This is a genomic window from Methylobacterium sp. J-072 (genome assembly GCF_022829425.1).
In the GTDB taxonomy this organism is placed as follows: Bacteria; Pseudomonadota; Alphaproteobacteria; order Rhizobiales; family Beijerinckiaceae; genus Methylobacterium.
This window is the reverse complement of the sequence record NZ_JAKSYK010000069.1, coordinates 1-21,824: the sequence shown is the minus strand read 5'-3', so window position 1 is coordinate 21,824 and position 21,824 is coordinate 1. Positions and strand designations below refer to the sequence as shown.

Here is a 21,824-nt window from a genome sequence, read left to right as displayed (position 1 = left end):
CTCGCGGGCCCGGGTGCCGTACCGCGACACTGAACAGACGGCGAGCATCATCAGCCTGCCGAGATCGGCTCGGGTGGGGGTCGATGCCGGCGCGATCGCGCACGCCTCCCTGCACCGAGCACGAACTGAGCGCTCGGCCGTCCCATCACCCGCTCCTGCGCCGTCCGCACCCTGGACGCTGCCATCAGCCCTTGCGCCGACGGATTAGTGCGATGCCGCGGCCCCTCGTTCACCCCTCCGAAGAAGGAAAGCCGTGATGTTTCTCCGTTCGATCTGCTGCGCTACCCTCGTCTCCGTCTTGGCCGGCCCTGCGCTGGCGCAGGATGCAACCGCCACACCGGACAGCTCGGCCGCCACATGGCAGATGCCCTGGCAGATCGCGCCGATCGGACCTGCCTCGGCCGCGGCCGGCGAACAGACCATCCTGTCGATGGTACCCGGCACCGGCTTGGTGAAGGGCACTTCCGCCGCCCTGCAGACCATAGGACAGCCGCTGCCCGAGGTGCCGGGCCGCAACCGCACGGTGGATACCTGCCGGGCTACCGTCATGAGCGAGGCCGGAAAGGCCGGCATGAAGCAGGTTGAGGCCGTCTCGGCGGGCGCGGACAGGACCGACAAGAAAGGCGACTACTTCGCTCCGGTGCTGTTCCGCATCACCTACGAGCGGCCGATGATGTACGAGGTGCGGGAAGCGGCGATGATCTGCGTCGTGAGTCGTAAGGGCGCCATCGTCGACGCCTACATGCCGGCCGACGAGTCGGTCGTGACGCAATGGACGGCCCTCAGCCGCCGGTGAGCTGACGGCGACAGCACCTCCTACGCTTGGCACAGGCTCGTCTCTTCCCGCCTGCAAGCCCAAGGTGTCCGCGACACCGCAAGGCGTGCGGCGGGCCAGCACGTGATGACAGGCGCTCTCCGGGCCAGTTCCCCGTAGAGAGCCCGTGAAGCCTTGGCCGGGCAGTCGCGTCAGGGTCGGTGCGGCGGGGGAACTGGACACCGCAAGCGCCGGCTCACGGCCCGGATCCCCTCATCCTCAGACGCGTTGTTCATCCTCGCGCCCAGCAGGGCGGTCGAGTTGCCGACCCTCCCAAACATCCGACAGTTCGACGCCCTCATGCCATCGATCGTATCGCGGCTTGCGCTGCTTCTCGCGCTCATGCTGCCCTGCACAGCCTCGGCTGATACTGCACCGCTGAACGTGCCGATCCTGATGCACGGGGCGATCGGGGACGATGCCTGTCCTGAGAAGGGCCATATCGTCGAGGTCGGATCGGAGCCGGACAGTTTCCTCGCGGTCCAAAGCGGTCCCGGCGAAACGCCGTTCCGCGAGATCGGGCGCCTGCACGACGGCGACATGGTCGTAGTCTGCGAGAAGCTCGGACTGTGGTTGGGCGTCGTCTACGGCTCTGCGCTGCTCGGCTGCCGGACCACCATCCTCGTGCCCGTCGAGCAACAGTATACGGGTCCATGCGAGCACGGTTGGGTTCTCAGCCGCAACGTGAGCGTCGACCCGAAGTGATGCTGGTTCAGCCGAGCAGCCAGATCAGCGTCATGGCCCCGGTCATGAACAGAGCGGAGGACCCCAGCACTGCGCCGCCCTCGCGGTTGTGCCGGAAAAAGGAGCGGGCGGTCGCAAGCATCGCAAAGACCGGAGACGGCGTTCGATCCGGTCAGTGTGGCAGCTGAACTGTGCCGGTTCGAGGACCGGGACGAGGCCGCATGGCAAGAAATCAGAGCTGTCGCTGGGCTGTCACACCCTGCGACATGATTTGAAGCTGCAGCTATCGGCTTCGGACGTCCGGGGCGCTGACAGCACCTGCTGCAGCGGCCGTGAGCGCTGCGCTGATCACGAACATCAGACCGGTCGAGATCATGGATCGGGCTCCTTCAGATCCAGAGAACCAGCATCCGCAGTGGTTAACGGCGCATTAACCGTTCTCAAATCGGAGAATTGAGGCAGCTAATGCAATCTACGTATATGCCGGATCTTCGGCCTCGGCGAGCTACGTAGTCAATCGATCAACAGCAACATGCTCATCGCCTTCAGGCGTGGGGACCGCCGAACAAACCACCCATGGCCCTCCGCCGGAACAGCGTCCGCCATCGACCGCGCTGATGCTCCGGTCGGTCGTAGATGATGTGGCAGTGCTGGCAGAACGCCACGGGGTTAGCATCCGCGTTGATCGCGGTGTCGTGATCGTGGTGGGCGGCGGCCAGCACGACATGGGTCCGGCGAGCGCGGCCGAGAATATCGGTACCAGACCTGCCCCGGATCCGGCGCCCCCACCCATCGCGCAAGCAGCCGGCCTTCAGCGTCCCACCAGCACCCGTCGCCGAGATGGTAGACCATCCGTCCGTGCAGGCGACCACAGCCCTCATATCGCCCCTGCGCTCGGCCGAAGCGGTCGGCATGGTAGCGGCACTGTGCCACCAGGAGTGAAGAAGCTGAGCGGTAGAATGCCCCTACGTACCCTCGATGGACCTGTCCGACCTCGAATTCTGGGCGCTCCTCACCATCGCGACCCTTGGCCTGTTCGTGCCGGTGATCATCGTGTGGTGGAAGGGCCGCCCGATCATGCCGATCGCGGTGCTGAGCCTCGCGTTCTGGCCTGGCGCGCTGATCTTGGCGCTGCGGTTGCGACGCCGTCAGGATTTGTAACTTCAATCATGGTGGGAGCCTGAACGATACCGACCGTGGGGATGTTTGCTCATGGGCTGATCAAGCCGATCGGCCCGGAGGAATGTCCATGTCGATCAAGACAATCGCTCTCGCTGCCGCGCTCTCTGTCGCGATGGCAGGAGCAGCGATGGCGCAGACACCTGCTGGCGGTGGTAGCGCCGAAGGCAACATGAACAACCCTGGCAGCGTGAAGAGTTCGTCTCAGAAGCGGATGGGTGGCCAGACCGGCATGATGGGACGGCGACACATGACCCGTCACCGGCATCATCACATGCGCCGCTCCCGCATGTGAATTGATAGGGTTCAGCCCCGCAGCCGCAAAACTGCGGGGCGCTTTCCATCAGACGGGGCGACCGGCGACCTTCGCGGCTGTCCCGTCCGCGATCTGCGCCTCAAGCTGCGCCTTGAAGTCGGCGATCCCCAACACCTGGGTCGTGTTCCCGTCCTTATCGAGGAACTCGTAGAGCGCGTCTTCGATGTTGCGGTTGCTGAAGAAGACGATCGCATCCTGATCGCCCCCGCCCTCCTCGTGAGGTTCGCCATGGGCGGGCCCGGAGACAAAGCTGCCGGTGGGGCGGATTTCCTTTAGCTGACCGTTCGGGCGGTAGAACCGCAGTTCGCCCTGCATGACCAGGGTGACGTAAGGGCAGTGATGCCGGTGCAGCATCACCCGCTGGTTGGCAGCGAACTTGAAGAGCACATCGACGATCCGGTTCTCCTCATCGACCTTGTAGACGAAAAAGGCGATGTGATCGAGCCAATCAAGGGTGCGCCACGTGATGTTGCTCTGGTCAAAGCTGTGCCGGTCCACGTAGTTTCCTCCGTATTGTTTTATACGGAGCGATAAACGTAGCTATATCGCTTATGAGCCCCGCCAAATGAGGAGACTGGTACTTCTATGCCGCCGGGTCAAACTCGTCCGGTGCAGGCCTGCTACCAGACGATCCCAAGGGCGAGGTCCGGTCGATCCAACGGTGGCCAAACGGCACAATGCTCTGGCCGAACACGACCCCTCGCCCGCCGGGTTCGAAGCGCCGGAGCACGGTCACCGAATGACACCGCCTGACCAATCATCAGGTCGCGTCCACGAACGGGGGGCCGAGGTGTTTTCTTGTGCGCCTAGAGGGTCAGCTCACTGCCCAGAGCAACGGGAGTGCACCGGCCAGGAACAATGCCGAGGATAGGAGCACGGCGAGGCGCTCGCGATGATAGAGGGCGAAGGCGTGAGGTCGGGCGAACATGAGGCAAGCCGGATCGGATGGGTGCATCATGCTCGCCCTCGAATCTTGACCGATCAGGGGCATTTCACGCCGTCCACAGGCGGTCGTCGAGCACCGTCGCATCCGAGCCACAGGCGTTTGGATGTGCCGGCGCGCACCTCTCAGCGGTCGGATCGGGCGTACCCGTTTCCTCGAGGCCGCCCTCCGCCCCCTCAGGCGGCCCGATCCAGCGGCGCAGTGACCCTCCTGGTTGCTGCGCCGTTGTCATTCGAGTCGGCGATGTTCACGCCCGCCGGGCTCGATCCGTCTCTTCCGCTGCGACCGCCTCGACCGCGGCGATGACGTTCTCCAACTCGGCGACTTGGCGCAGCGCGCTCCCGGCCGGCAGCCCATCGTACTCGGCCATCGCCAGGATGAGCGTGCGCTGGTGCGCCTTCAGGCGTTCGAGGAGGGCGTTGAGCTTGTCAGGCATGCGCGCCCTGTAGCCGTCAGAGCGAGGGTCGACAACCGAGGCGATGGCCTGGGCCCCCATATCACTAAGCGACCGGCGTCGATGGCTTGCACGTGCTGCAATCGGTACCGGCCATTCGGTTGCGGATTCTGCAAGCGAGCGCCATTGTCGGCGGCATGTCCGTCGAGACGATGTACACCCTGCGCAAAGCGCCGACCGGATCGCTCCTCTTCCCCTTCCCCGAGTTGAGCGTGGTTGAGATCGTGCGCAACGTGGAGACCGACAACGGTCAGCGCATACTGGCCGGGTCTCGCGGGACCATCGTCATGGTCTACGACGGTGGAAGGCCTACAAAGTGGAGTTCGCTCGGCCGGTGGTTGGCGACACCACCCTGCGCCCGACGTTCTGCGCGCAGCCTGAGTGCTCGGCGAGGGCCCGATGACGCTGCTGGAAGACTCGACGTGGCGGACGCGATCGGTCTGGTTCAGGCCGACCGGCGACGACCGCCGACTGCTGGTGACGGCCTACCCGTTCTAACCTCGACACCCGCACTCTGTCGCTTATCCTCGCGGGATGCGCGCCAGCATGTCGTAGGTCGCCGACCAGCCGGTGCGCTTCGGCACGACGCCCAAGCGCTGGGCCGCTTTGAAGGCAATCGTGCTGGCCGATTGGACCCTAAGTGAGGGCAATTGGCGCAACGATCAGGTCGCTCGCGAGCATCGATTCGTCAGCGAAAAAGTCGAGCGTAAACGTGCTGCCGGAAAGCTCGGCGGTCGGCCTGAGCCATTGGAATTACAGCCTCTCGATTTCTCTTTCCGCTCTTGGCGGCACGGTGGCATGACCGAACTCGGTGATGCGGAACTCACCGACGCCCAGATCCGCGCCATCAGCCGGCACAAAAACGCCCGAACCCTGCCCCGCTACGTAAAAAGGACCTAGCGCCAGATCATCGCCGGGACGCGAGAAAGCGCCGCCTCACCCGAACAAATCGAGAGGATTTGTCGGAATGAGGAGCCGCCGGCTTGTCGGAACGACCGATATCAAAGCGAGCCAAGTCATTGTAATGCTTGGCGACCCCGGTTGAGCTCGAACCAACGACCTGCCGCTTAGAAGGCGAAGGCTCTAATCCGGTGGGTGGGGGTATCCAGGCTCGTGTCCCGAGGGGGGCTACGGACCCCGCCTACCCGCAACCCATTGTCAGAGAACCTTAAAAAATACCGAACGCCAGTTCGCTTCTACGTCGGTTTCTGCCGAATGGCCAAATTCCGATTGCCTATCAGGCCGATGCTTGTTTTTATTAAGTCGTCCTAGCGTCGTCCTAGCTGTCGCTGGCGGGGAATGGGAGGGAACCATGGCAAGCGAGCGCATCGAGATCCGCCAGACGACCATCGTCAAGGCGAAGGCCGACGCACTCGCTGGCGTCCGGCGCGAGATCAACGACGTCGAGAGCAGAGGGTTGGTCCTACGCGTCCAGCCATCGGGCTGCGTTTGGCAAATGCGGCTCCAGCATCAAGGCAAGGACCGACGGATCACCATCGGTCCAGTCGACGTCTGGTCGCTCGCGCATGCCCGAAGCGCGGCCAGGAACGTCAAATGGCACGTTACGTCCGACCACGGGGTACCCGACGCATACTGGATGAAATCCCTGCATGACACCCTGTCGTGGGAAGACCGCAAGACGGAGCGGACGGGAAAGGCGGACCCGAAGGATCCCAAGCCGCCCCGCGCCCTCATCCATGCGCGGGAGGAGCAGGTGACCACCTGGACCTACCGGCAGGCCCGAGATGCATGGGCGCGGTGGCTCGCTGCCGAGGCCGAGGTAGGCAACCTGACAGCCGAGACGGTGAGGAACTATGCGTCCGTCGTCGGCTGCCCGGCCATGCGCGACCTCGACCGCATCCCCGTGGCGCGCATCGCGGCGTCGGACGTCGCCAAGGTGACCGCTGCGCTGGTGAAGGAGGGTAAGCGCAGCCAGGCCCGGGACGTCGTGCGGGTGACGAAGAGGATGTTCGGCTGGCTGGCGGAGCCTGCCCAGGAACGGGAGTCGGGCATCGACGGCAGCGTTCTCGACCGGCTGAAGGCCCCCAAGCTCGGTGCCGTGAAGGCGCAGCAGCGTTTTCCCGACCTGAACCGACTCGGATTGGTTGTCGCGACGGCACGCAGCGGGGCCATTAGGCCTGTGATCGCGGCCGCGATGGAGTTGCTCGCTTGGACGGCGCAGCGGCGACTGACCATTGCGCGAGCCCGCGTCGAGGAATTCGAGGCGTGGTCCGCATACGAGGGTTGGGGCATCTGGCGCGCCGGGCACCGCAAGACCCCGAAGGCCAAGGCCACCGGGAAGCCGCACAGTATCCCGCTTCCCCCGCCGGCCTGGGCGGCCGTGCAACGCCATTTGGCTTGGCTGGCCGAGCACAAGCCAGGGACCGAGTGGCTGTTCCCGACCCGCAGGCCCGCGAAGCTCGGCGTGCCGGCCAAGAGCGGGCACGTCGAGGTCGGGACGCTGACGAAGAACCTGCCGACGATCCCGGGCGCGGACATGAGCCCGCACGACGTACGACGCTGCTTCTCCTCCGTGCTGGCCGAGGCCGGGCACCACTTGGCTTTCGTCGGGTACATCCTCGATCACGCGACGGCGGGCTCGGAGACGACTCATGACGAGCACCGGATGACCCGGCGCTATACCGAGGCGGAGCTCCTCTCCTTCAAACGTCCCGTCATGAAGACTTGGGCAGAATTGCTGGAACCTGCCGTCGAGTCGGCGAAGTTGCTGCCGCAGCCGGAGCTCAAGGCCGAGATCGTACGGCTACGCGACATCCAACGGGGCGTCACCCGCGATGCAGAGAAAGCGCGCATGAAGGCCGGCAACGCCGAACGCTACGCGGCAGGGAAGATCATCAAGCAACGGTAGCGCACGGTGCGGGACACCGTCATCCCGGCAATCGGCTAGTAAAACGCTGATTCAATCGTCGAGCGGTTTCCACGATGTAATCCACTAGTTTGACGTCACCCCGTATTTTCGGACCCCCCGACTACTTCTGGAATACAATCATGGAGGATGTCGCCCTGGGCAGGGACATCGTACGCCTCCACGTACGCCCGAAGGACCCGCAGGAAAAGCGTCCGCTTGACCATGCCGGTCAGCTGCGACACCGTCCTGCGCTTGATCCGTCGTCGCGGGACCGTACCGTCTCCGCCGCCGCGGGTGGTCGGCATCGACGATTGGGCGTGGCGGCGCGGTCGGTCCTACAACACCATCGTGTGCGACCTGGAGCAGCGGCGCGTCATCGACCTATTGCCCGGCCGCTCATCGGCACCGGTGCGGGACTGGCTCGCCGCCCAGCCGAGCGTAACCGTCGTCGGCCGCGACCGCTCGAGGCCCTATGCCGAGGCTGCGCATATCCGCGCCTTCGCCGATCTACTGCGCCAGAACGATACCACCGGACTGACGCCGTGGCTGGAAGTTGCAGCCGCGACCGATCTCGGCGGCTTCGTCACAGGGCTCTGGCAGGACGAGCCAGCCGTGCGCGCCGCCATCGTCGAGCCCTGGAGCAACGGCCCCGTCGAGGGGCAGGTCAACCGCCTCAAGCTGATCAAGCGCAGTATGTGCGGCCGCGCCGGATTCGATCTCCTGCACCAGCGCGTCCTGCATGCTGCATGAGCCGCGGTCGGCAAAGCTTGATCGGATGCCAACCTTTAGCACCGAAAGTGCGGAAGGACCCTTATTCCACGCTTAAACACAGCTCGCCGAGCTTCCCGAATTTGGTGAACCAGCCGCACGCCCGCTACCAGCAACACTGCAGGTGGGCTCCTTCCGACTGCAACAGATGATCGACCGCACCGTCCGAGCGTTGGCTTTCGCCGAGTGGCGCGAGGGGAATGCCCTCGCTAAACTCTTTCATGCACGCCGTGTGGCGCGGCGAAAACGGCGATCCGAACGCCAATCGTGCGATCGGGAAGCGGCGGACCTCGCTTCTTCAAATCGTCGAGGGAGTCGCTCCGCTCAATTCGGCGAGCGAGCAAACCCTCCGCATAGAAGCCGCGCGCAAGGACCATGAAACGAGGAAGAAGCGGATCGTGGCGTGCGGGCGCGCGACGGTTTCGCTCGATCTCCTGGTCTCTCTCGGCAAGTTGGCGCAATCGCAGGTCGATACGCTACGCCCTAAACTCCACAATCGGTCCGAGCACTGGCGCCGTGCGATGTATCGCAACGCGACAACCTTCGCGCCCGACCTCACCGGCACCGGCGATCACTGTGTCCGGCCAGCGTATCGCAGTGATCTGACCTGGTCATACCAGCTCACCCCGCCGACTCGATTCAGCCGGAGGTCCCTGTCTTGGTCATGGCTCTGCCAAGAGCCTGCCGCAACAGGGTCTCGGCGGAGGCTGTGTCGACGATCTCTTCTCCGTTGGGACCGCAGAGTTCTGCGGGCCGATTATGCTGGGACAGGACCCAATTGATGAAGGTCTTCGCGTCACAAAACGGCGCCGGCTCAGCGACGGACTGCTCTTCCCAGTCGGTAACGATCTCCTCGGCCCAGTCGGCACAGACCTTCGAGATGGCGGTCATGGCGGAACCGATGATGACCGGGTCGAGCAGGGACTGAAGCGCGTTGTCGAGGGCCCCGCCATCCGCCGCGGCCTCCTCCATCGCCGCGTCGAAGGCCGCGAGCCCGTTGGGCTTGAAGGCAACCGCGTCGAGAAAGGCCTCGTAGCTCGTGATGATCGAGCCTAAGCCGGAGTTCCAGGACCGGATGAAGCCTTCGAGGTCAAGACGGGCGATGATGGCCTCGGCCTGGAGGCGAGGCAGCGAGGACGAGATGCGGTGCGTGGGGGAGAAGGGCGTCATGATAAGGTCCTTAGGTTTTTGGGCTCAGATGCCGGCGGCGATGATCATTGCCAGGCGATGGATTGCCTGAAGCTGGGCGCTGGGGATGACAATGTCCGGCCCGTCGCCGGCCAATCCGGCGAGCAGGATGCGGTCGCGCCGGGCCTCGACCAGACGGCCGAGGAGGATGTTGGTCGCCGGTGCCGGGGCTCGCGTCAGGACGATCACGTCGTCGCCGGGGCGGATATCGGCGCGGGGCACGGCGACCACGGTCTCGCTGCGGCGGATGCGTGGGTCGAGTCCATCATCAGGCCAGATGATCGCGTAGACGCCGGGCCAGCGCGCCAGCGGCATCGGCCTGATCATGTGGTGCAGTTGCACCCCGTCCTCGACGCGAAGAGCCTGTCCATAGCGCTGTCCGAACACCGGGATCAGCGCCGACATGGCCTTGGAGGCGGTGTCCTTCCCGCTATTGAGCGTAGAATGGGACCGCAGGCGCAACTCGAGCAGATTGAGCACCGCATTCTCGAGCGTCGGCTCCATCTCGGTGGAGGGGTCGAGGCGGTCGAGTTCGCGGTCGTAGGCGCGCTGCTCCCGGTCGCGCCGCGCCTCCTCGGCGAGCACGCTGTTGCGCTCGTCCTCGCTCCAGTCGGCGGGCAGGTCGGGCTTGCGCGGCGTAGGATCGCCCGGGTCGCGGACGCGCGGGGCAAGATAGGCCGGCAGCCGCGGCGGCGGGGGAAGTCGACGTGCCGGGGTGGGGCGCTCGGGAACGCTCGGGTCGTCACTCTCTCCGACGAGGTAGGAGACCGAGCAGCGCAACGCGGTAGCGAAGCGCGCCAAGGCATCTTCGCGGATCACGGCCTTGCGGCCCCTCTGCAAATCTGACACGAAGCTGCGATTTACGAAGGCACGTCTCGCCAGTTCGGCCTGGGTAATGCCGACCGCGACCAGCCGCTCGCGCACGCGCTGCGCCAGAACCGATTCCGGCTCGCCCTTCACCGGACCTCTCCACCGTTATGATGATGATCGTCGGCCTCGCCACCACTCCGGCGTTCCCCGGCGCGTGTGGGAAGAGGGGCGCGGGGAACGAAGCGGTCGACCGGCCCGGATGGCTCGACGCCGATCGACGCCGGGACCGCCGCAGCATCCGGAACCGACGTTGCCGCCGCCGAAGAAGACGATGACGCGGCCGTCGCGGCGACCTTCGCGTCCGCCTCGCCCGGCCCATCGTCCTGACGGGGCTGGCGCGAGCGAGGAGAGAGGCCTGCATATGAGGCGTCCTGGACGTGGCCATCGTAGCGCGCGATCAGCGGCGCCAGCTTCTCGAGCCCGCACTGGCCGCGGAAGGCCACGACCCCGGCCCGGATCGACCTGAGGCCGAGGCCCTCGAGCAAGGCGACGTCGTCCTGGCTCGGCGCGCGGGCAAGCCGCAACACCACCTCGGTCTCGTCCGCGTCCCGGTCCCCGCCCGCGGGCGGGGCCGTGCCCGCCCGCAGCGCCAGCACCTGCCAGGCCTGACGGGCCTGGACATCTCCCGGTCCCGCCGCGGCATCGGCAAGAGCAATGCGCACCTGTGCCGCTGCCTGGCTGATCCGGTCCACGGGCAGTGCCGCGAGTTCCCCGATCAGGCCGGCCGCCACCGCCTCGCAGGCGTTCCTGTACTCGGCCTGCGCCTCCGTCGCCCTCGCGCGGGCGTGGACGACCCGTTCAAAATCCCATTCCATCCGACGTCTCCGACACGCACGCTCGTCAGCGGCTCAGGATCACAATGTCGGATTTAGCTCGACACCGCAACAGAATAGTGGCATCGGTAGTACGCTTCCCCACGGGGAGGCCAAGCCTCCGGCCACGAGTTATGCGCAAATCCGACAGATGGATAAACGGAGTGTCGGACGGTCATGCCCCTCTCCTTCGCCTCCTGCGAGATCCTCAGCCTCGCCCGACGCGGCATCGCCACAGCGGCGGCCTATGCCGAGCGCCGGGTCCTGACCGACGACACCGGCGCGGTGCTCTACCGGCCACGCCGGCATGATGACGCGGTCGCCGGCTTTACCCTGCTGCCGGAGGACGCCTCCGCCAGCTTTAAGGATCCCCGCGTCCTCTGGTACGCGATCGAGCGCCGGGGGCGATCGATGGGAACCACTAGGGTGGTCGGCTTAAGTTTCGTGCTCGGTCTGCCGCGGGAGGCGGAGCTGAGCCTGCCCGAATGCGCCGCCCTGGTGCGGTGCTTCGCCGAACTCCTTCACGACAGGCGTCTGCCGGTGCGGGCCGATATCCACCGGGTGCTCGATGACGACGGACACGTCGCCCATCGCCACGCCCATCTCACCGTCGGGCTCTACCCCGTGATGGGCAGCGAGATCGGACGCACCCTAGAGCGGCGTTGGCTTCCGGTGGTGCGAGGGCGGCTGGTACACGCCCTCGACTGGTCGGCGATCTGGACTCGGGTGCAGGCCGAGTTCTTCCGTGAGCGATGCATCGACCTTGCCGTTCCGCCGCCATCCGGGCTGGCCGAGCCACAGGTCACGGGCCGGCCGAAGCGCGGGTCGAAGGCTGTGCTTGCCGGTCGCAGCCGCGAGCAAGCCCGCGATGACGTCCGCACCGGGCGACGCCTGCTTTCGACCGATCCGGCGGAGGTGCTGCGCATCCTCACCCAGGCGCGGTCGATCGTCTCCCGGACCGAGCTCCAGGCCTTCCTGGCGGGCGCCGGCCATGAGCCCGACGCCGTTGCGGATCAGGTCGCGGCCGTGCTCGGGCACGAGGATGTGATCCGCTTCCGGGCCGCCGCATCGGCGGTGGCCGACGAGCCGCTGTTCACGAGCCGTCTTGCATGCGAGCGCGCCGCGACCATCCTCGCCGACGTGGCAGGGATGCGGCACGTGAGCGTGTCGCTCGCCCCGATCGCGGCCGGCCTACTGCCGGAGTTGCGGGTGATCCTCGACGGGATCGGCGCGGCATTGGATCCTGATCGGCACCTCGTCGTGGTCTGGTCGGATGCCTGGCTGCGTCGCGAGCTGGCGGATCAGATGCCCTGGCCGCGCGGTTGCCGCCAGATCGCCGCTCGTCACCTGGCCGAGCTCGATCGACGCGATGCCGCGGTCCTGCGCTGGTCGCCCGGGACGACTGTGGTTGTTCTCTCCGCCGACAGGCTCGACGATGTCGAACTCGAGATCCTGGTTGCACGCGCATCGCGGGCCGGAGCGGCTTTGCGCCTCGGCGTCGTCCTGGAGGGGCCGGTCACTCGAGCCGAGCGCGGCATCGCCCCGTTGCTTGTCGAGCAGCTCCTCGGCACCGCCCTGCCACTCCCCCGCCGCGACGCGATCTCGCTGCAAATCCTGCAGCAACGGCTGGGCCGGCGTGGCGACGCCGGGCCTGCGCAAGCCTCATATGACGACATCGCCGCCGTGACGATCGGCTCGAATCGACCGGACGTCGGCGCAGCCGATGCAGAAGATGACGCGCGCGCGGGCGGCATCAGGGCGGCGGATCTCCCTGCGATGAGGCTGACGCCGCGCCAGGCCTGGGCCGACCCGCCCAAAAACGCCGAGATCCTGGTGCGAGATCCGTCCGATTGGCTTTGGGCCGGGTCCCTGCTGCGGCACTCTCCGCATCTCGATGTGTCCTTCGCCATCGCCGGAAGCGACCGCGCATTCATCGCCGGCGTGATCGAGCACATTCGCTGGGGACGGGATGCTCTGGGGGCTGTGATCGGGGTGACGACATCGGGGGGCGGGTCCGGGGCTGGTGCCGCATCCAACCCCATGGCCCCATCACTGACCGCCGACGATCCCGCAGACCGCGACCTCCCGCTCATGGATTCCGACGAGCCTGATGGTCTCGATCGCGACACCGAATTCGATGCCGAGATGGCAGCGGACCCCGATCCCAAAGAAGAACTTGATTACGGTGACTGGGATGCCGATCACGATGAAAGCGACGAGCATCGCGAGACGGGCGATGCCGACGCATACGACGAAGACGATGACCCTGAGGACCCGACGCCGGAGTTCTGAGCCAGGCGATCGTCCCTCGTACCGCGCCAGCCCGAATCGCCGTACGATCACGATCAACCGGTCAGCGGTTCGATTCCCCTCATCTCCACCAGGTTTTCTTAACCTGTTGGAAAGGCACAAACTCATTGCTCAGAAATGAGTTTTAGGGCTAACTTGGTACACCACAGTGGTACACTAAGCCGCCTGAACTCATGCCCAGAAGAGATCCCCGGCTACAGCTCAGGGGAAGCACGTGGTGGGTTCGGGTCAAAGTGCCCGAGACCCTTCGTCGAGCTGGCCTGATCAAAAAGCGCGAATTTCGAAAATCATTGGGTACGGGTGATTTTCCAGAAGCTCGGCGGCTGTTGCTGATCGAGCTTATCGCAATCGATGCACAGATTGCCGCAGCCAAACGCCAACTTGATCCCGCACCAGTTCGGGCGCTGACACGCTCCGAGGCGGAGCACATCGCGCTGACTTGGTTTCACGAGCGTGAGGACGTTCGGCTCGACCGGAAACGAAGCGCAGCCCCTGCTTGGTCCCGGCAGGATGAGTTGATGGACCTGGAGATCGAAGAGGCGACTTTCGCGGACCCTGAGGACACCAACGGTCAGGCCAGCACGTTCAGCACAGCTAAGCGGCTCCTCCAGCGCCACGGTATCGCGGTAGATTTCAACGCACCCGAGTTTCGACACCTCATCCACTTGGTCCGCCGAGGCGCGCTGGAGCAAGCGAGACGAGAACTACGGGACGCAAGGAGCGATTTCTCCCATCAATCCGGAGACACCTTTTTCGCGGATGCGACGGCTGATGTCCCGCTTCCGTCGAAAGCAGCGAAGCGCGTCACGCTGAGCGAACTGATAGCCCAACATAGGGCCGGCCTGCTTGGTAGGGCATGTCACCGAAATCGAGGCTGAAGGGTGCCGCTCAAGCTCGCTTGTTCGAGGAGTTGTTTGGGGCCGACCGGGATGTCTCACAGATTAAGCGCGCCGATGCGGCCGAGCTGGTGAACCTTTTGGTCAGGCTACCCGCAAGCGCCACGAAGCGGTTTCCTGGCCTTACAGCGCCTCAGGCTGCCGATGTCGCAGCCAAAGCAGGTGCCGCCCCCATGACCCGTCTAACGGCAAGCTCCTACCTATCCGCCTTCTCCACTCTCATGGGCTTCGCCATCGCGCGGGGCTTGCAAGCAGACAACCCCACCGCCGGCCTCTCAGTCGGGATCGATGGTGTAGCCGCAAAAGATCGACGGCATCCGTTTTCCGCGGAACAGCTCATCAAGCTTTTTTCGGCGCCGCTCTACACAGGGTGCCTGAACGACGAGGCCGGCTACGCACGTGTAGGTACTCAGGTCATCCGCCGCGGACGGTTCTGGGTGCCGTTGATCTCGCTTTTCACCGGAATGCGGATGAATGAAATTTGCCAGCTCCTAGTGCGCGACATTGCGCAACTCGATGGGGTCGATGTCATCATCGTGGCCGCCGACGATGCCGGCGTGAAGCGCGTGAAGACAGCCGCTGGCGAGCGTTTCGTCCCGATCCACCCGGAGCTGAAGCGATGTGGGCTTCTGCAGTATCGAGATGCAGCCATTGCCCGCGGCGAGACGCGTCTATTCCCCGAACTGACGGCGGCAAAAAGCTCGGGCTACCTTAGCGACAATTTTTCGAAGTGGTTTGCCAACTTCCTGCGCTCGTGTGAAGCAGCAGAGCCGCGGACAAGTTTTCATAGCTTTCGGCACAATTACCGAGACGCACTTCGCGAAGCCGACATTTCAGCAGAACGAGTGCGGGCACTCGGCGGATGGTCCAGCGGGCGAACCGAAGACGATTATGGGTCGGGACTGCGGGCAAGCACATTGGATCGCGAGATCGAGAAGGTTCGGTACGAAAAACTAGATCTTTCGCACCTCCACGTTCCGCAAAACGGCTGACGGGCTGCATTCCGGTTTTGCACCTAATGGTTGAAGTCCGACGCTTGATACCCCCTCGCGAGGTCCGCTCAGGGTGGGAACCGGACCTCGGCCTTTCGCCCCGAAGCGGACCTTCAGCATTCAACCCAGTTGGCCATTGGGACGTGTCCGAACGCTCCTCCTCAGCAAATATCGCTGTCACCTCATCCACCGCACTGACGAACTGTTCCTGCCCACCGCCATTCGGGTACATGCCTCGCAGGAATGCCATTGACGTCGTACTGCGGATCGGTGTTTGGTATGTCTACCAACCAAGGCGAGTCGGTGAATGAGCGCAGACAGCAGATCCTCGAAGCGGGCCTCGCCACCCTGCGCGAGCACGGCTACGTCGGCTTCACCCAGCCTCGCGTCGCTGCCCGCGCCGGCCTGCGCCAGAGCCACATCACCTACTATCACCCGACCCGCCTCGACCTGCTCGCCGCGGTCGGTCGCGCTGCGGTGGACCGCCAGCTCGCGGCGGTCGATGCCACGCTAGGTTCCCTCACCACGCTCGATGAAGCAGCCGGCGCCATCGCCGAACTCGTCACCCGCTACGAAAACACCCGCGTGCTCATGGCGCTCGTTCAGGCCAGCGATGAGGAGCCGCGGCTGCGCCAACTCTTCGGCGAACTGGTCGACGGTATCGCCTCCCATGTGACGGCGTTCCTCAGCCGCATCAGCGGCTCACCCGTGGCCGAGGAGTCAGCTCGGTTCCTACACGCCCTGTCTGTGGGGCTCTCCGTCGTCAGCCTCGCAACCGGACGTCCGGACGGCAAGCAGCGCGCCGCCGGCATGATCAAGACCGCGCTGCACCTCATCGTCGGAGGCTCCGGACCCGCTTAGCGGTCGTCCCAGGGCGCACTCCTGCGATACTGCGATCTGGAGAAGCCCATGACGCCTTCCGTTCTCATCGTCGGCGCTGGCCCCGTCGGCATGACGCTCGCGTCCGAGCTGACACGCTACGGTGTCGGCGTGCGCATCGTCGATCAGGCGGCGCAGCGCACCGACAAGTCGAAGGCTATGGTGCTGTGGAGCCGCACGCTCGAACTCCTCGACCGCGGCGGTACTCAAGGTGCGGCGTCCTTCGTTGACGCAGGGTTCAAGGTCGAGGGGGTCACGTTCGTGGCCGGCAACGAAGTCGTTGGTCGCGTAGCCATGGACGCCATCCCGAGCGTCCACGCTTATGCGCTGGCCATACCTCAGTCCGAGACCGAACGGCTGTTGGAGGAGCGTCTCGTCGAGCAGGGTCTCACCGTTGAGCGTAGCACGCAGGCGACGTCATTCACGATGGGTGCCGATGGCGTCGAAGCCACGTTGCAGCGCGCCGATGGCACGCAGGAGACGGTCTGGGCGGACTGGCTGGTCGGCTGCGACGGTGCCCACAGCGCCGTGCGCCACGCGCTCGACATGCCGTTCGCAGGCGAGACGCTCTTGAGCGACTGGTTCCTCGCCGACGTGCACATGACGGGCTATCCTCGTACCGACACGGACGCTTCGATCCATTGGCACAGTGACGGCGTCCTCCTGATTTTTCCGATCCAGGCCGGCCGCTACCGCATCATCGGGGACCTGCCCTACACCGATGCAAAGACCGCCCCGGTGCCGACGCTCGAACAGGTGCAAGCCCTCGTCGACCGACGTGGCCCCGCCGGCACGACACTGTTCGACCCGGTCTGGCTGTCTGGCTTCCGCATCAACGGCCGCAAGGTCGCCGCCTACCGCCAGGGGCGGGCCTTCCTCGCGGGCGACGCCGCACACGTCCACAGCCCCGCGGGCGGCCAAGGCATGAACACGGGTATGCAGGACGCCGTGAACCTCGCCTGGAAGCTGGCGCTTGTGGTGCACGGTCGAGCGGAGGAAGCCCTGCTCGACAGCTATAGCTCAGAGCGCAGCGCGGTCGGCGACGAGGTACTTAAGGCGGCCGAACGGCTCACGAGCGTAGCCACCCTGAAGAACCCCGTTGCGCAGGGCGTTCGCAACGCGGTCGGGCGTCTGCTGCTCGGCCTACCGAGCGTCTCGCACGGCGTGGCCGACACGATGTCGGAGGTGGCGATCCACTACGCCAACAGCCCGCTCAACGGTCCGAGTGCGCGCGAGGGCGTGCGGCCGGGCGAGCGCGTGCCCCCGGTCGCCGGACAGGTGCCGGTCGGAGCCGGGGTGGCGCCACAGTTCGCTCTCTTCGCGGAACCGAGCGCGGCGATCGACGACATCGTCACCGAGTTCGGCGACCTCGTCGAGGCCGACGTTCGACCGGCGCTGCACGCGGGGACGATCTCCCTTGTGCGCCCTGACGGCTACCTCGCCTGCTCGGCCGCGAAGCCGGAAGCGATTGCAGCCTATCTCGCCCGGATCGCGACGCACGCTGACCGAGCGCCAGTTGCGAAGCGCGCACAGCATGCCTGAGGAGGCCGCCATGCCGACACCCATTCGCTTCGGGGGCCTGGAGCTATGCTTCCTCCAAGATGGCCAGGGGACTGGCGGCGGTCTCGATCTGTTCACGACCGCCGTGCAACCCGGCGCCGGCATGCCCATCGCTCACTACCATGAGAGCTGGGACGAGACCGTTTACGGCCTATCCGGGACGACGACGTGGACGGTCGCCGGTCGGGATGTCGCCGTCGATCCAGGGGCGTCCATCTTTATCCCCCGGGGAGTCGTGCATGGCTTTGCCAACCGCTTGGACCAAGCCGCGGTCTTCCTCAGCATCCTGACGCCTGGCGTCCTTGGCCGAGCATACTTCGAGGAGACCGCCGCACTCGTGAACGGGGGCCATGCCAACCCCGAGGCCATGCGCGCGGTGATGCTGCGCCACGGCCTCGTGCCGGTGATGCCGACCTGAGGATCATCCGAGATCGGTCCGGAGTGGCGGAGGAACGGGCTCGTGGGGGCTTTGGTGACCGCGGTTATCGTCTTCTCGGCCATCGGTGCAGCAAGCCTCGTCGGCCTCGTCCTCGGCCAACGCCTCCCGGCCGGGCAGATCGATGGGCAATCCCGCGACACCGTCCGGCTTGTGGCCGCCTTCCTCTCGACCCTGTCCGCGCTGGTGCTCGGCCTGATGATCGCCGCGGCGAAGTCGAACTATGATGAGCGCAGCGGACAGCTGCGCCGCATCGCCGCCGATGTCGTCGCGCTCGACCGCGCGCTTGGCCGCTACGGCGTGGACGCGCGAGAGATCCGTGACCAGTTGCGTGCGGCCCTGATCGACGAACTGCAACATCGCGCGGCGGCAGAGCCGAACGAGGACGGGAGCCTCGCCCGTCCCGTGCGTGACGCCCGGTTGCTCGGTCTTCCGGACCGCATCCAAGCGCTCACCGTGCAGAGCGAGGGGCAACGTTCTGCCCGGGATCGGGCAGGCCAACTTGCCGACGGCATCGCTGCCACGCGCGTGCTCATGACCCAGGATCCCGGCGGGTCGATCCCACCCGCATTCCTGATTGTGCTCGTGTCGTGGCTGGCGGCGATGTTCTTGAGCTTCGGCTTGTTCGCGCGGGCGAACGCAATTGTAGTTGCAGCGCTGCTGTGTGGCGCCTTGTCGGTGGCGGGGGCGGTGTTCCTGGTCCTCGAACTCGATCAGCCGTTGGACGGGCTCCTGCGCTTGTCGGTCGAACCGCTGCGCCATGCCATCGAGACGATCGGAGGCTGATGAGAGGAGACCGGACGGACCGAAGATGTGGTCCAGCCGTCTGATCGACGTCGAACGTCTGCAGCATCAACTCTCCGATCAAAAGCAGGTGGTCACAACCCACCCAGCCCGGTCTTCAGTCGCCGTCCGTCAAACTGCCGGGAAGCGGACCTTCCAAGGGTTTGTGAAGGGTGGGAAGCGGAAATTAACTCAACGCTTGGAAGCGGATCTTCAGCTCCGCCCCTGGCTCCGTTGTTCGGGGTAATGCAATTAGTATTATAAGAATTGCCCAGGGCCGGGCACCATTTTGGGGCAGCTTGGTCTCGCGCATGACCAGAGGGTGATCGGAAAGCTCCAGCTTAGAATTTCTTCAGATTTGAACCGTTGTAAGTGTGTGAAATACAACACGTTTTCGGCTTGATCAACGATCCGTGAACAGTGATTACACTGGCATTGTGCCGCTCCGGTGCGCGTCAGCGTGATCCATGTCCTACCGCTCCCTACTCCTCGCCGTTCTTCTGGCCACCACCACCCTTTCCGGGGCCGCGACGGCGCAGGACGGAACCGTCCAGCTCAACGAACTCTCGGTTGAAGCAGCAGGACCCGGCAGCTCAGCTCCCGGACCGGTGGGCTCCGGTGGGGTCAACCTCAGCGGCGGCGACGGCGGCACGGCCGCCACTAGTGGCGGCGGCGGCGGCCCATCCGGCATAACCGGCTACACAGCCCGCGTGACGACTGCCGGAACCAAGACCAACACGCCCATCATCGAGACGCCACAATCGATCTCCGTCGTCACCCGCGAGCAGCTCAACGACCGTAACGTCCAGACCCTGAGCGATGCGATCAACTACGTCCCCGGCGCCATCTCGGCCAGGTCGGGCTTCGACCCGCGCTTCGACCAGATCTTCATCCGCGGCTTCGACGTGCTGACCAATCAGGGCACCTATCGCGACGGCCTGCGCGTGATCGGCAGCGGGTTCATCTTCCCGCGCATCGAGCCCTATGGCGCGGAGGCCGTGACCATCCTGCGCGGGCCGTCCGCCGGCCTCTACGGCCTCGGCTCGCCCGGCGGCATCCTCGACATCACCAGCAAGCGCCCCGTCTTTGTGTCGTTCGGCGAGATCCAGTTCCAGGCCGGCAGCTTTGACCGCTTCCAGGGCAACTTCGACGTCGGCGGCCCGATCGAGGGGTCGGGTGGAACCATGGCCTACCGGCTGACTGGCCTACGCCGCGAGGCGGGCACCTTCATCGGTCTCGGCACCAACGACGACCGGTTCAACATCGCGCCCGCCTTCACCTGGAAACCCGACGCGGCTACGACGTTCACGTTCCTAAGCGAGTTCCAGACGACCAACACGCCGGCCACGACGTTCTACTACAACTACCCGGGTTTCCGGGCGAGCCCGTACTACATGGGCGATCCGGCCTTCGCCGGTCTCAACCAGACGCAGTATCGTGTCGGCTACGCCTTCGAGCATTTCATCACACCCGATTTGGTCTTCCGCCAGAATTTCCGGCACTATGGCGTCTTTCTCAGTGGAAAATACGTCGACATCAACGGCATTAACGACGCAAACACGATTGGCACGCGCGACACCGGCTATATCCGCGAGGGCTTGGTGCAGCAGACGCTGGACAACCAATTGGAGGCGCGCTTCGCCACAGGCCCGGTCGCCCATACCGTGGTCGGGGGCGTCGACTACGCTCGGTACAGCCTGAGTCAACGCCTCGGCTTTGGCCTAGCCCCGGACCTGAACCTCATCACGCGGAACTACGGCCAGCAGTTTATCGCGACCCCGACCCTCGGGTCCGCCGCGCGCCAGACCCAGGAGCAGATCGGCGTCTATTTGCAGGATCAGGCCAAGTTCGGCGACTTCATCCTGACCCTGAACGGCCGCCACGATTGGGTCTTCCAGGACAATTTCGCCACCCCCGACAGCGCGGTCTCAAGCCAGAACAACAGCGCGTTCACGGGCCGGGTCGGACTGGGTTACGTCCTGGCGCCAGGCCTTGTTCCCTACGCCAGCTACGCCACGACTTTCACCCCGCAGGTGGGCCTCGACCGGAACGGACAAGCGTTTAAGCCGGCTACCGGTGATCAGATCGAGGCGGGCGTGAAGTACCTGATCCCCGGCACCAACATCCAAACCGCGTTTGCCGGCTTCGACATCATCCAGTCGAACATCCTGATCCCCGACGCGTCCTCCCTCGCGTTCCAGACTGCCGGCGGGGCCGTGCGCTCGAAAGGCTTCGAGGCCGAGGCGACCGCCAACCTCACCCCGGGCACGAACTTGACCATCGCCTACACGCACGTCGACATCCGGTTCGTGAACTCGGTCTCGTTCACTGGCCAGTCGCTCGCCGGGAACCTCGTATCGGGCATCCCCCAGGATACCTACGCGTCGTTCCTGACCTATGCGTTCCCGCCGTCCTCAGCCCTGCGCGGTCTTCAGATCGGTGGCGGCATCCGCTACATCGGTTCAAGCTACGCAGATGACCAGAACACGGTGCGCAATACCGCTGTCACGCTGTACGACGCTTTGGTGGCCTACGACTTCGCGGCGCTCGACCCGAAGTACAAGGGCTTCCGCGCGCAGCTTAACGGCTACAACATCTTCGACCGGAACTACCAGACTTGCTCGTTCGGGTTCTGCAATCGTAATCAGCCGGCGACGGTCATTGGCAGCCTGATCTACCGGTGGTGAGAGGCCTCGCCTCCCGCGGCTGAGTATGCGAGCACTGAGCCGTTACACCAGCACGACGACCGTGGCGCGCTGCATGGCGGGCTGCGGCTTAGTCGACACTGGCGTGAGAGGGTGCCGTGTACGAGATCGACCTGACCCCAACTTACCAGGACACCCTTCGTCTCGCGCAGCTCCGGAAGCAGGCGAAGCGCCTCGGACTGAAGCTGTCGAAGTCGCGCTGGCATCAGCCTTATGTTCGGAACCGCGGCGGCCTAATCCTCCTCGATAGCCAGGCTGAGGTCGTCGCAGGGGACGGCTACAGCCTCAATCTGGCGGCGGCCGAGAGGATCTTGTCCGTTATGGCCGATCAAATGCCATGTTCGATGCCACGATCGATGAAGCGTA

Annotated in this window: 20 protein-coding genes and 2 pseudogenes; 16 read left to right on the top strand and 6 right to left on the bottom strand. The window is 65.2% G+C overall.

What is annotated here, in order from left to right; translation table 11 throughout:
• The first annotated feature begins 256 nt into the window (after positions 1 to 256).
• Both MKK67_RS06635 and MKK67_RS06630 read left to right on the top strand, forming a co-directional pair.
• On the top strand, positions 257 to 796 hold the full coding sequence (locus MKK67_RS06635) for a hypothetical protein (protein ID WP_243962933.1): 540 nt from the start codon (positions 257 to 259) through the stop codon (positions 794 to 796).
• A gap of 246 nt (positions 797 to 1,042) precedes the next feature.
• On the top strand, positions 1,043 to 1,519 hold the full coding sequence (locus MKK67_RS06630; protein WP_243962932.1) for an integron: 477 nt from the start codon (positions 1,043 to 1,045) through the stop codon (positions 1,517 to 1,519).
• 524 nt (positions 1,520 to 2,043) lie between these two features.
• Here the strand turns inward: MKK67_RS06630 and MKK67_RS06625 are convergent.
• Positions 2,044 to 2,434, bottom strand: a pseudogene (locus tag MKK67_RS06625) (hypothetical protein).
• Positions 2,435 to 2,476: 42 nt separating this feature from the next.
• Between MKK67_RS06625 and MKK67_RS06620 the strand changes: the two are divergent.
• Both MKK67_RS06620 and MKK67_RS06615 read left to right on the top strand, forming a co-directional pair.
• Positions 2,477 to 2,659 (top strand): hypothetical protein, encoded by a 183-nt coding sequence (locus MKK67_RS06620; protein WP_243962935.1) that lies wholly within the window; start codon positions 2,477 to 2,479, stop codon positions 2,657 to 2,659.
• 88 nt (positions 2,660 to 2,747) lie between these two features.
• On the top strand, positions 2,748 to 2,972 hold the full coding sequence (locus tag MKK67_RS06615) for a hypothetical protein (RefSeq protein WP_243962931.1): 225 nt from the start codon (positions 2,748 to 2,750) through the stop codon (positions 2,970 to 2,972).
• 48 nt (positions 2,973 to 3,020) lie between these two features.
• Here the strand turns inward: MKK67_RS06615 and MKK67_RS06610 are convergent, their stop codons facing one another.
• Complete coding sequence (locus MKK67_RS06610; RefSeq protein WP_243962930.1) at positions 3,021 to 3,491, bottom strand: regulator; 471 nt, start codon at positions 3,489 to 3,491, stop codon at positions 3,021 to 3,023.
• Between the two features lie 692 nt (positions 3,492 to 4,183).
• Positions 4,184 to 4,372 (bottom strand): hypothetical protein, encoded by a 189-nt coding sequence (locus tag MKK67_RS06605; RefSeq protein WP_243962929.1) that lies wholly within the window; start codon positions 4,370 to 4,372, stop codon positions 4,184 to 4,186.
• Positions 4,373 to 4,960: 588 nt separating this feature from the next.
• On the opposite strand from MKK67_RS06605, the gene MKK67_RS06600 reads away from it, so the two are divergent.
• From MKK67_RS06600 to MKK67_RS32855, 3 genes and pseudogenes are all read left to right on the top strand, one after another.
• A complete protein-coding gene (locus tag MKK67_RS06600) occupies positions 4,961 to 5,290 on the top strand; it encodes a hypothetical protein (protein WP_243962928.1) in 330 nt (109 codons plus the stop codon).
• Between the two features lie 412 nt (positions 5,291 to 5,702).
• The gene (locus MKK67_RS06595) at positions 5,703 to 7,259 is read left to right on the top strand and encodes a tyrosine-type recombinase/integrase (RefSeq protein WP_243962927.1); all 1,557 of its coding nucleotides are present in this window, start codon (positions 5,703 to 5,705) and stop codon (positions 7,257 to 7,259) included.
• 147 nt (positions 7,260 to 7,406) lie between these two features.
• Positions 7,407 to 7,736 (top strand): annotated as a pseudogene (locus tag MKK67_RS32855) (transposase); the annotation flags it as partial.
• 930 nt (positions 7,737 to 8,666) lie between these two features.
• Here MKK67_RS32855 and MKK67_RS06585 read toward each other — a convergent pair.
• From MKK67_RS06585 to MKK67_RS06575, 3 genes are read right to left on the bottom strand one after another with little or no spacing between them, the layout of a single operon-like run.
• On the bottom strand, positions 8,667 to 9,197 hold the full coding sequence (locus MKK67_RS06585) for a hypothetical protein (RefSeq protein WP_147909631.1): 531 nt from the start codon (positions 9,195 to 9,197) through the stop codon (positions 8,667 to 8,669).
• Positions 9,198 to 9,221: 24 nt separating this feature from the next.
• On the bottom strand, positions 9,222 to 10,175 hold the full coding sequence (locus MKK67_RS06580; protein WP_147909632.1) for a helix-turn-helix domain-containing protein: 954 nt from the start codon (positions 10,173 to 10,175) through the stop codon (positions 9,222 to 9,224).
• Positions 10,172 to 10,900 (bottom strand): hypothetical protein, encoded by a 729-nt coding sequence (locus tag MKK67_RS06575; RefSeq protein WP_147909633.1) that lies wholly within the window; start codon positions 10,898 to 10,900, stop codon positions 10,172 to 10,174. The genes MKK67_RS06580 and MKK67_RS06575 overlap by 4 nt, the downstream gene beginning before the upstream one ends.
• Before the next feature lie 174 nt (positions 10,901 to 11,074).
• On the opposite strand from MKK67_RS06575, the gene MKK67_RS06570 reads away from it, so the two are divergent.
• The 9 genes from MKK67_RS06570 to MKK67_RS06530 all read left to right on the top strand — a co-directional run.
• Positions 11,075 to 13,189 carry a MobA/MobL family protein gene (locus MKK67_RS06570; RefSeq protein WP_243962925.1) on the top strand — a complete coding sequence of 705 codons (2,115 nt, stop codon included), beginning with the start codon at positions 11,075 to 11,077 and terminating at the stop codon, positions 13,187 to 13,189.
• A gap of 191 nt (positions 13,190 to 13,380) precedes the next feature.
• Positions 13,381 to 14,085, top strand: coding sequence for a DUF6538 domain-containing protein (locus MKK67_RS06565; RefSeq protein WP_313899004.1), 705 nt, complete (start codon positions 13,381 to 13,383; stop codon positions 14,083 to 14,085).
• Positions 14,086 to 14,105: 20 nt separating this feature from the next.
• Positions 14,106 to 15,095, top strand: coding sequence for a site-specific integrase (locus MKK67_RS06560; RefSeq protein ID WP_243962922.1), 990 nt, complete (start codon positions 14,106 to 14,108; stop codon positions 15,093 to 15,095).
• 249 nt (positions 15,096 to 15,344) lie between these two features.
• Positions 15,345 to 15,956 carry a TetR/AcrR family transcriptional regulator gene (locus MKK67_RS06555; RefSeq protein WP_243962921.1) on the top strand — a complete coding sequence of 204 codons (612 nt, stop codon included), beginning with the start codon at positions 15,345 to 15,347 and terminating at the stop codon, positions 15,954 to 15,956.
• A gap of 48 nt (positions 15,957 to 16,004) precedes the next feature.
• Complete coding sequence (locus MKK67_RS06550) at positions 16,005 to 17,516, top strand: FAD-dependent monooxygenase (protein WP_243962920.1); 1,512 nt, start codon at positions 16,005 to 16,007, stop codon at positions 17,514 to 17,516.
• A gap of 10 nt (positions 17,517 to 17,526) precedes the next feature.
• Positions 17,527 to 17,952, top strand: a complete 426-nt coding sequence (locus MKK67_RS06545) for a cupin domain-containing protein (protein WP_243962919.1) — start codon at positions 17,527 to 17,529, stop codon at positions 17,950 to 17,952.
• A gap of 54 nt (positions 17,953 to 18,006) precedes the next feature.
• On the top strand, positions 18,007 to 18,756 hold the full coding sequence (locus MKK67_RS06540) for a hypothetical protein (RefSeq protein ID WP_243962918.1): 750 nt from the start codon (positions 18,007 to 18,009) through the stop codon (positions 18,754 to 18,756).
• 464 nt (positions 18,757 to 19,220) lie between these two features.
• Entirely contained in the window at positions 19,221 to 21,440 is a 2,220-nt protein-coding gene (locus tag MKK67_RS06535; protein ID WP_243962917.1) for a TonB-dependent siderophore receptor, read from the top strand.
• A 116-nt stretch (positions 21,441 to 21,556) separates the two neighbouring features.
• A partial coding sequence (locus tag MKK67_RS06530) for a hypothetical protein (protein ID WP_243962916.1) occupies positions 21,557 to 21,824 on the top strand: 268 nt, incomplete at its 3' end.

Bases quoted from the DNA above. Each gene is read 5' to 3' on its own strand.
- MKK67_RS06635 (WP_243962933.1), top strand. From the start codon at position 257: ATGTTTCTCCGTTCGATCTGCTGCGCTACCCTCGTCTCCGTCTTGGCC.
- MKK67_RS06620 (WP_243962935.1), top strand. From the start codon at position 2,477: ATGGACCTGTCCGACCTCGAATTCTGGGCGCTCCTCACCATCGCGACC.
- MKK67_RS06615 (WP_243962931.1), top strand. From the start codon at position 2,748: ATGTCGATCAAGACAATCGCTCTCGCTGCCGCGCTCTCTGTCGCGATG.
- MKK67_RS06605 (WP_243962929.1), bottom strand. From the start codon at position 4,372: ATGCCTGACAAGCTCAACGCCCTCCTCGAACGCCTGAAGGCGCACCAG.
- MKK67_RS06595 (WP_243962927.1), top strand. From the start codon at position 5,703: ATGGCAAGCGAGCGCATCGAGATCCGCCAGACGACCATCGTCAAGGCG.
- MKK67_RS06585 (WP_147909631.1), bottom strand. From the start codon at position 9,197: ATGACGCCCTTCTCCCCCACGCACCGCATCTCGTCCTCGCTGCCTCGC.
- MKK67_RS06575 (WP_147909633.1), bottom strand. From the start codon at position 10,900: ATGGAATGGGATTTTGAACGGGTCGTCCACGCCCGCGCGAGGGCGACG.
- MKK67_RS06570 (WP_243962925.1), top strand. From the start codon at position 11,075: ATGCCCCTCTCCTTCGCCTCCTGCGAGATCCTCAGCCTCGCCCGACGC.
- MKK67_RS06565 (WP_313899004.1), top strand. From the start codon at position 13,381: ATGCCCAGAAGAGATCCCCGGCTACAGCTCAGGGGAAGCACGTGGTGG.
- MKK67_RS06550 (WP_243962920.1), top strand. From the start codon at position 16,005: ATGACGCCTTCCGTTCTCATCGTCGGCGCTGGCCCCGTCGGCATGACG.
- MKK67_RS06545 (WP_243962919.1), top strand. From the start codon at position 17,527: ATGCCGACACCCATTCGCTTCGGGGGCCTGGAGCTATGCTTCCTCCAA.
- MKK67_RS06535 (WP_243962917.1), top strand. From the start codon at position 19,221: ATGTCCTACCGCTCCCTACTCCTCGCCGTTCTTCTGGCCACCACCACC.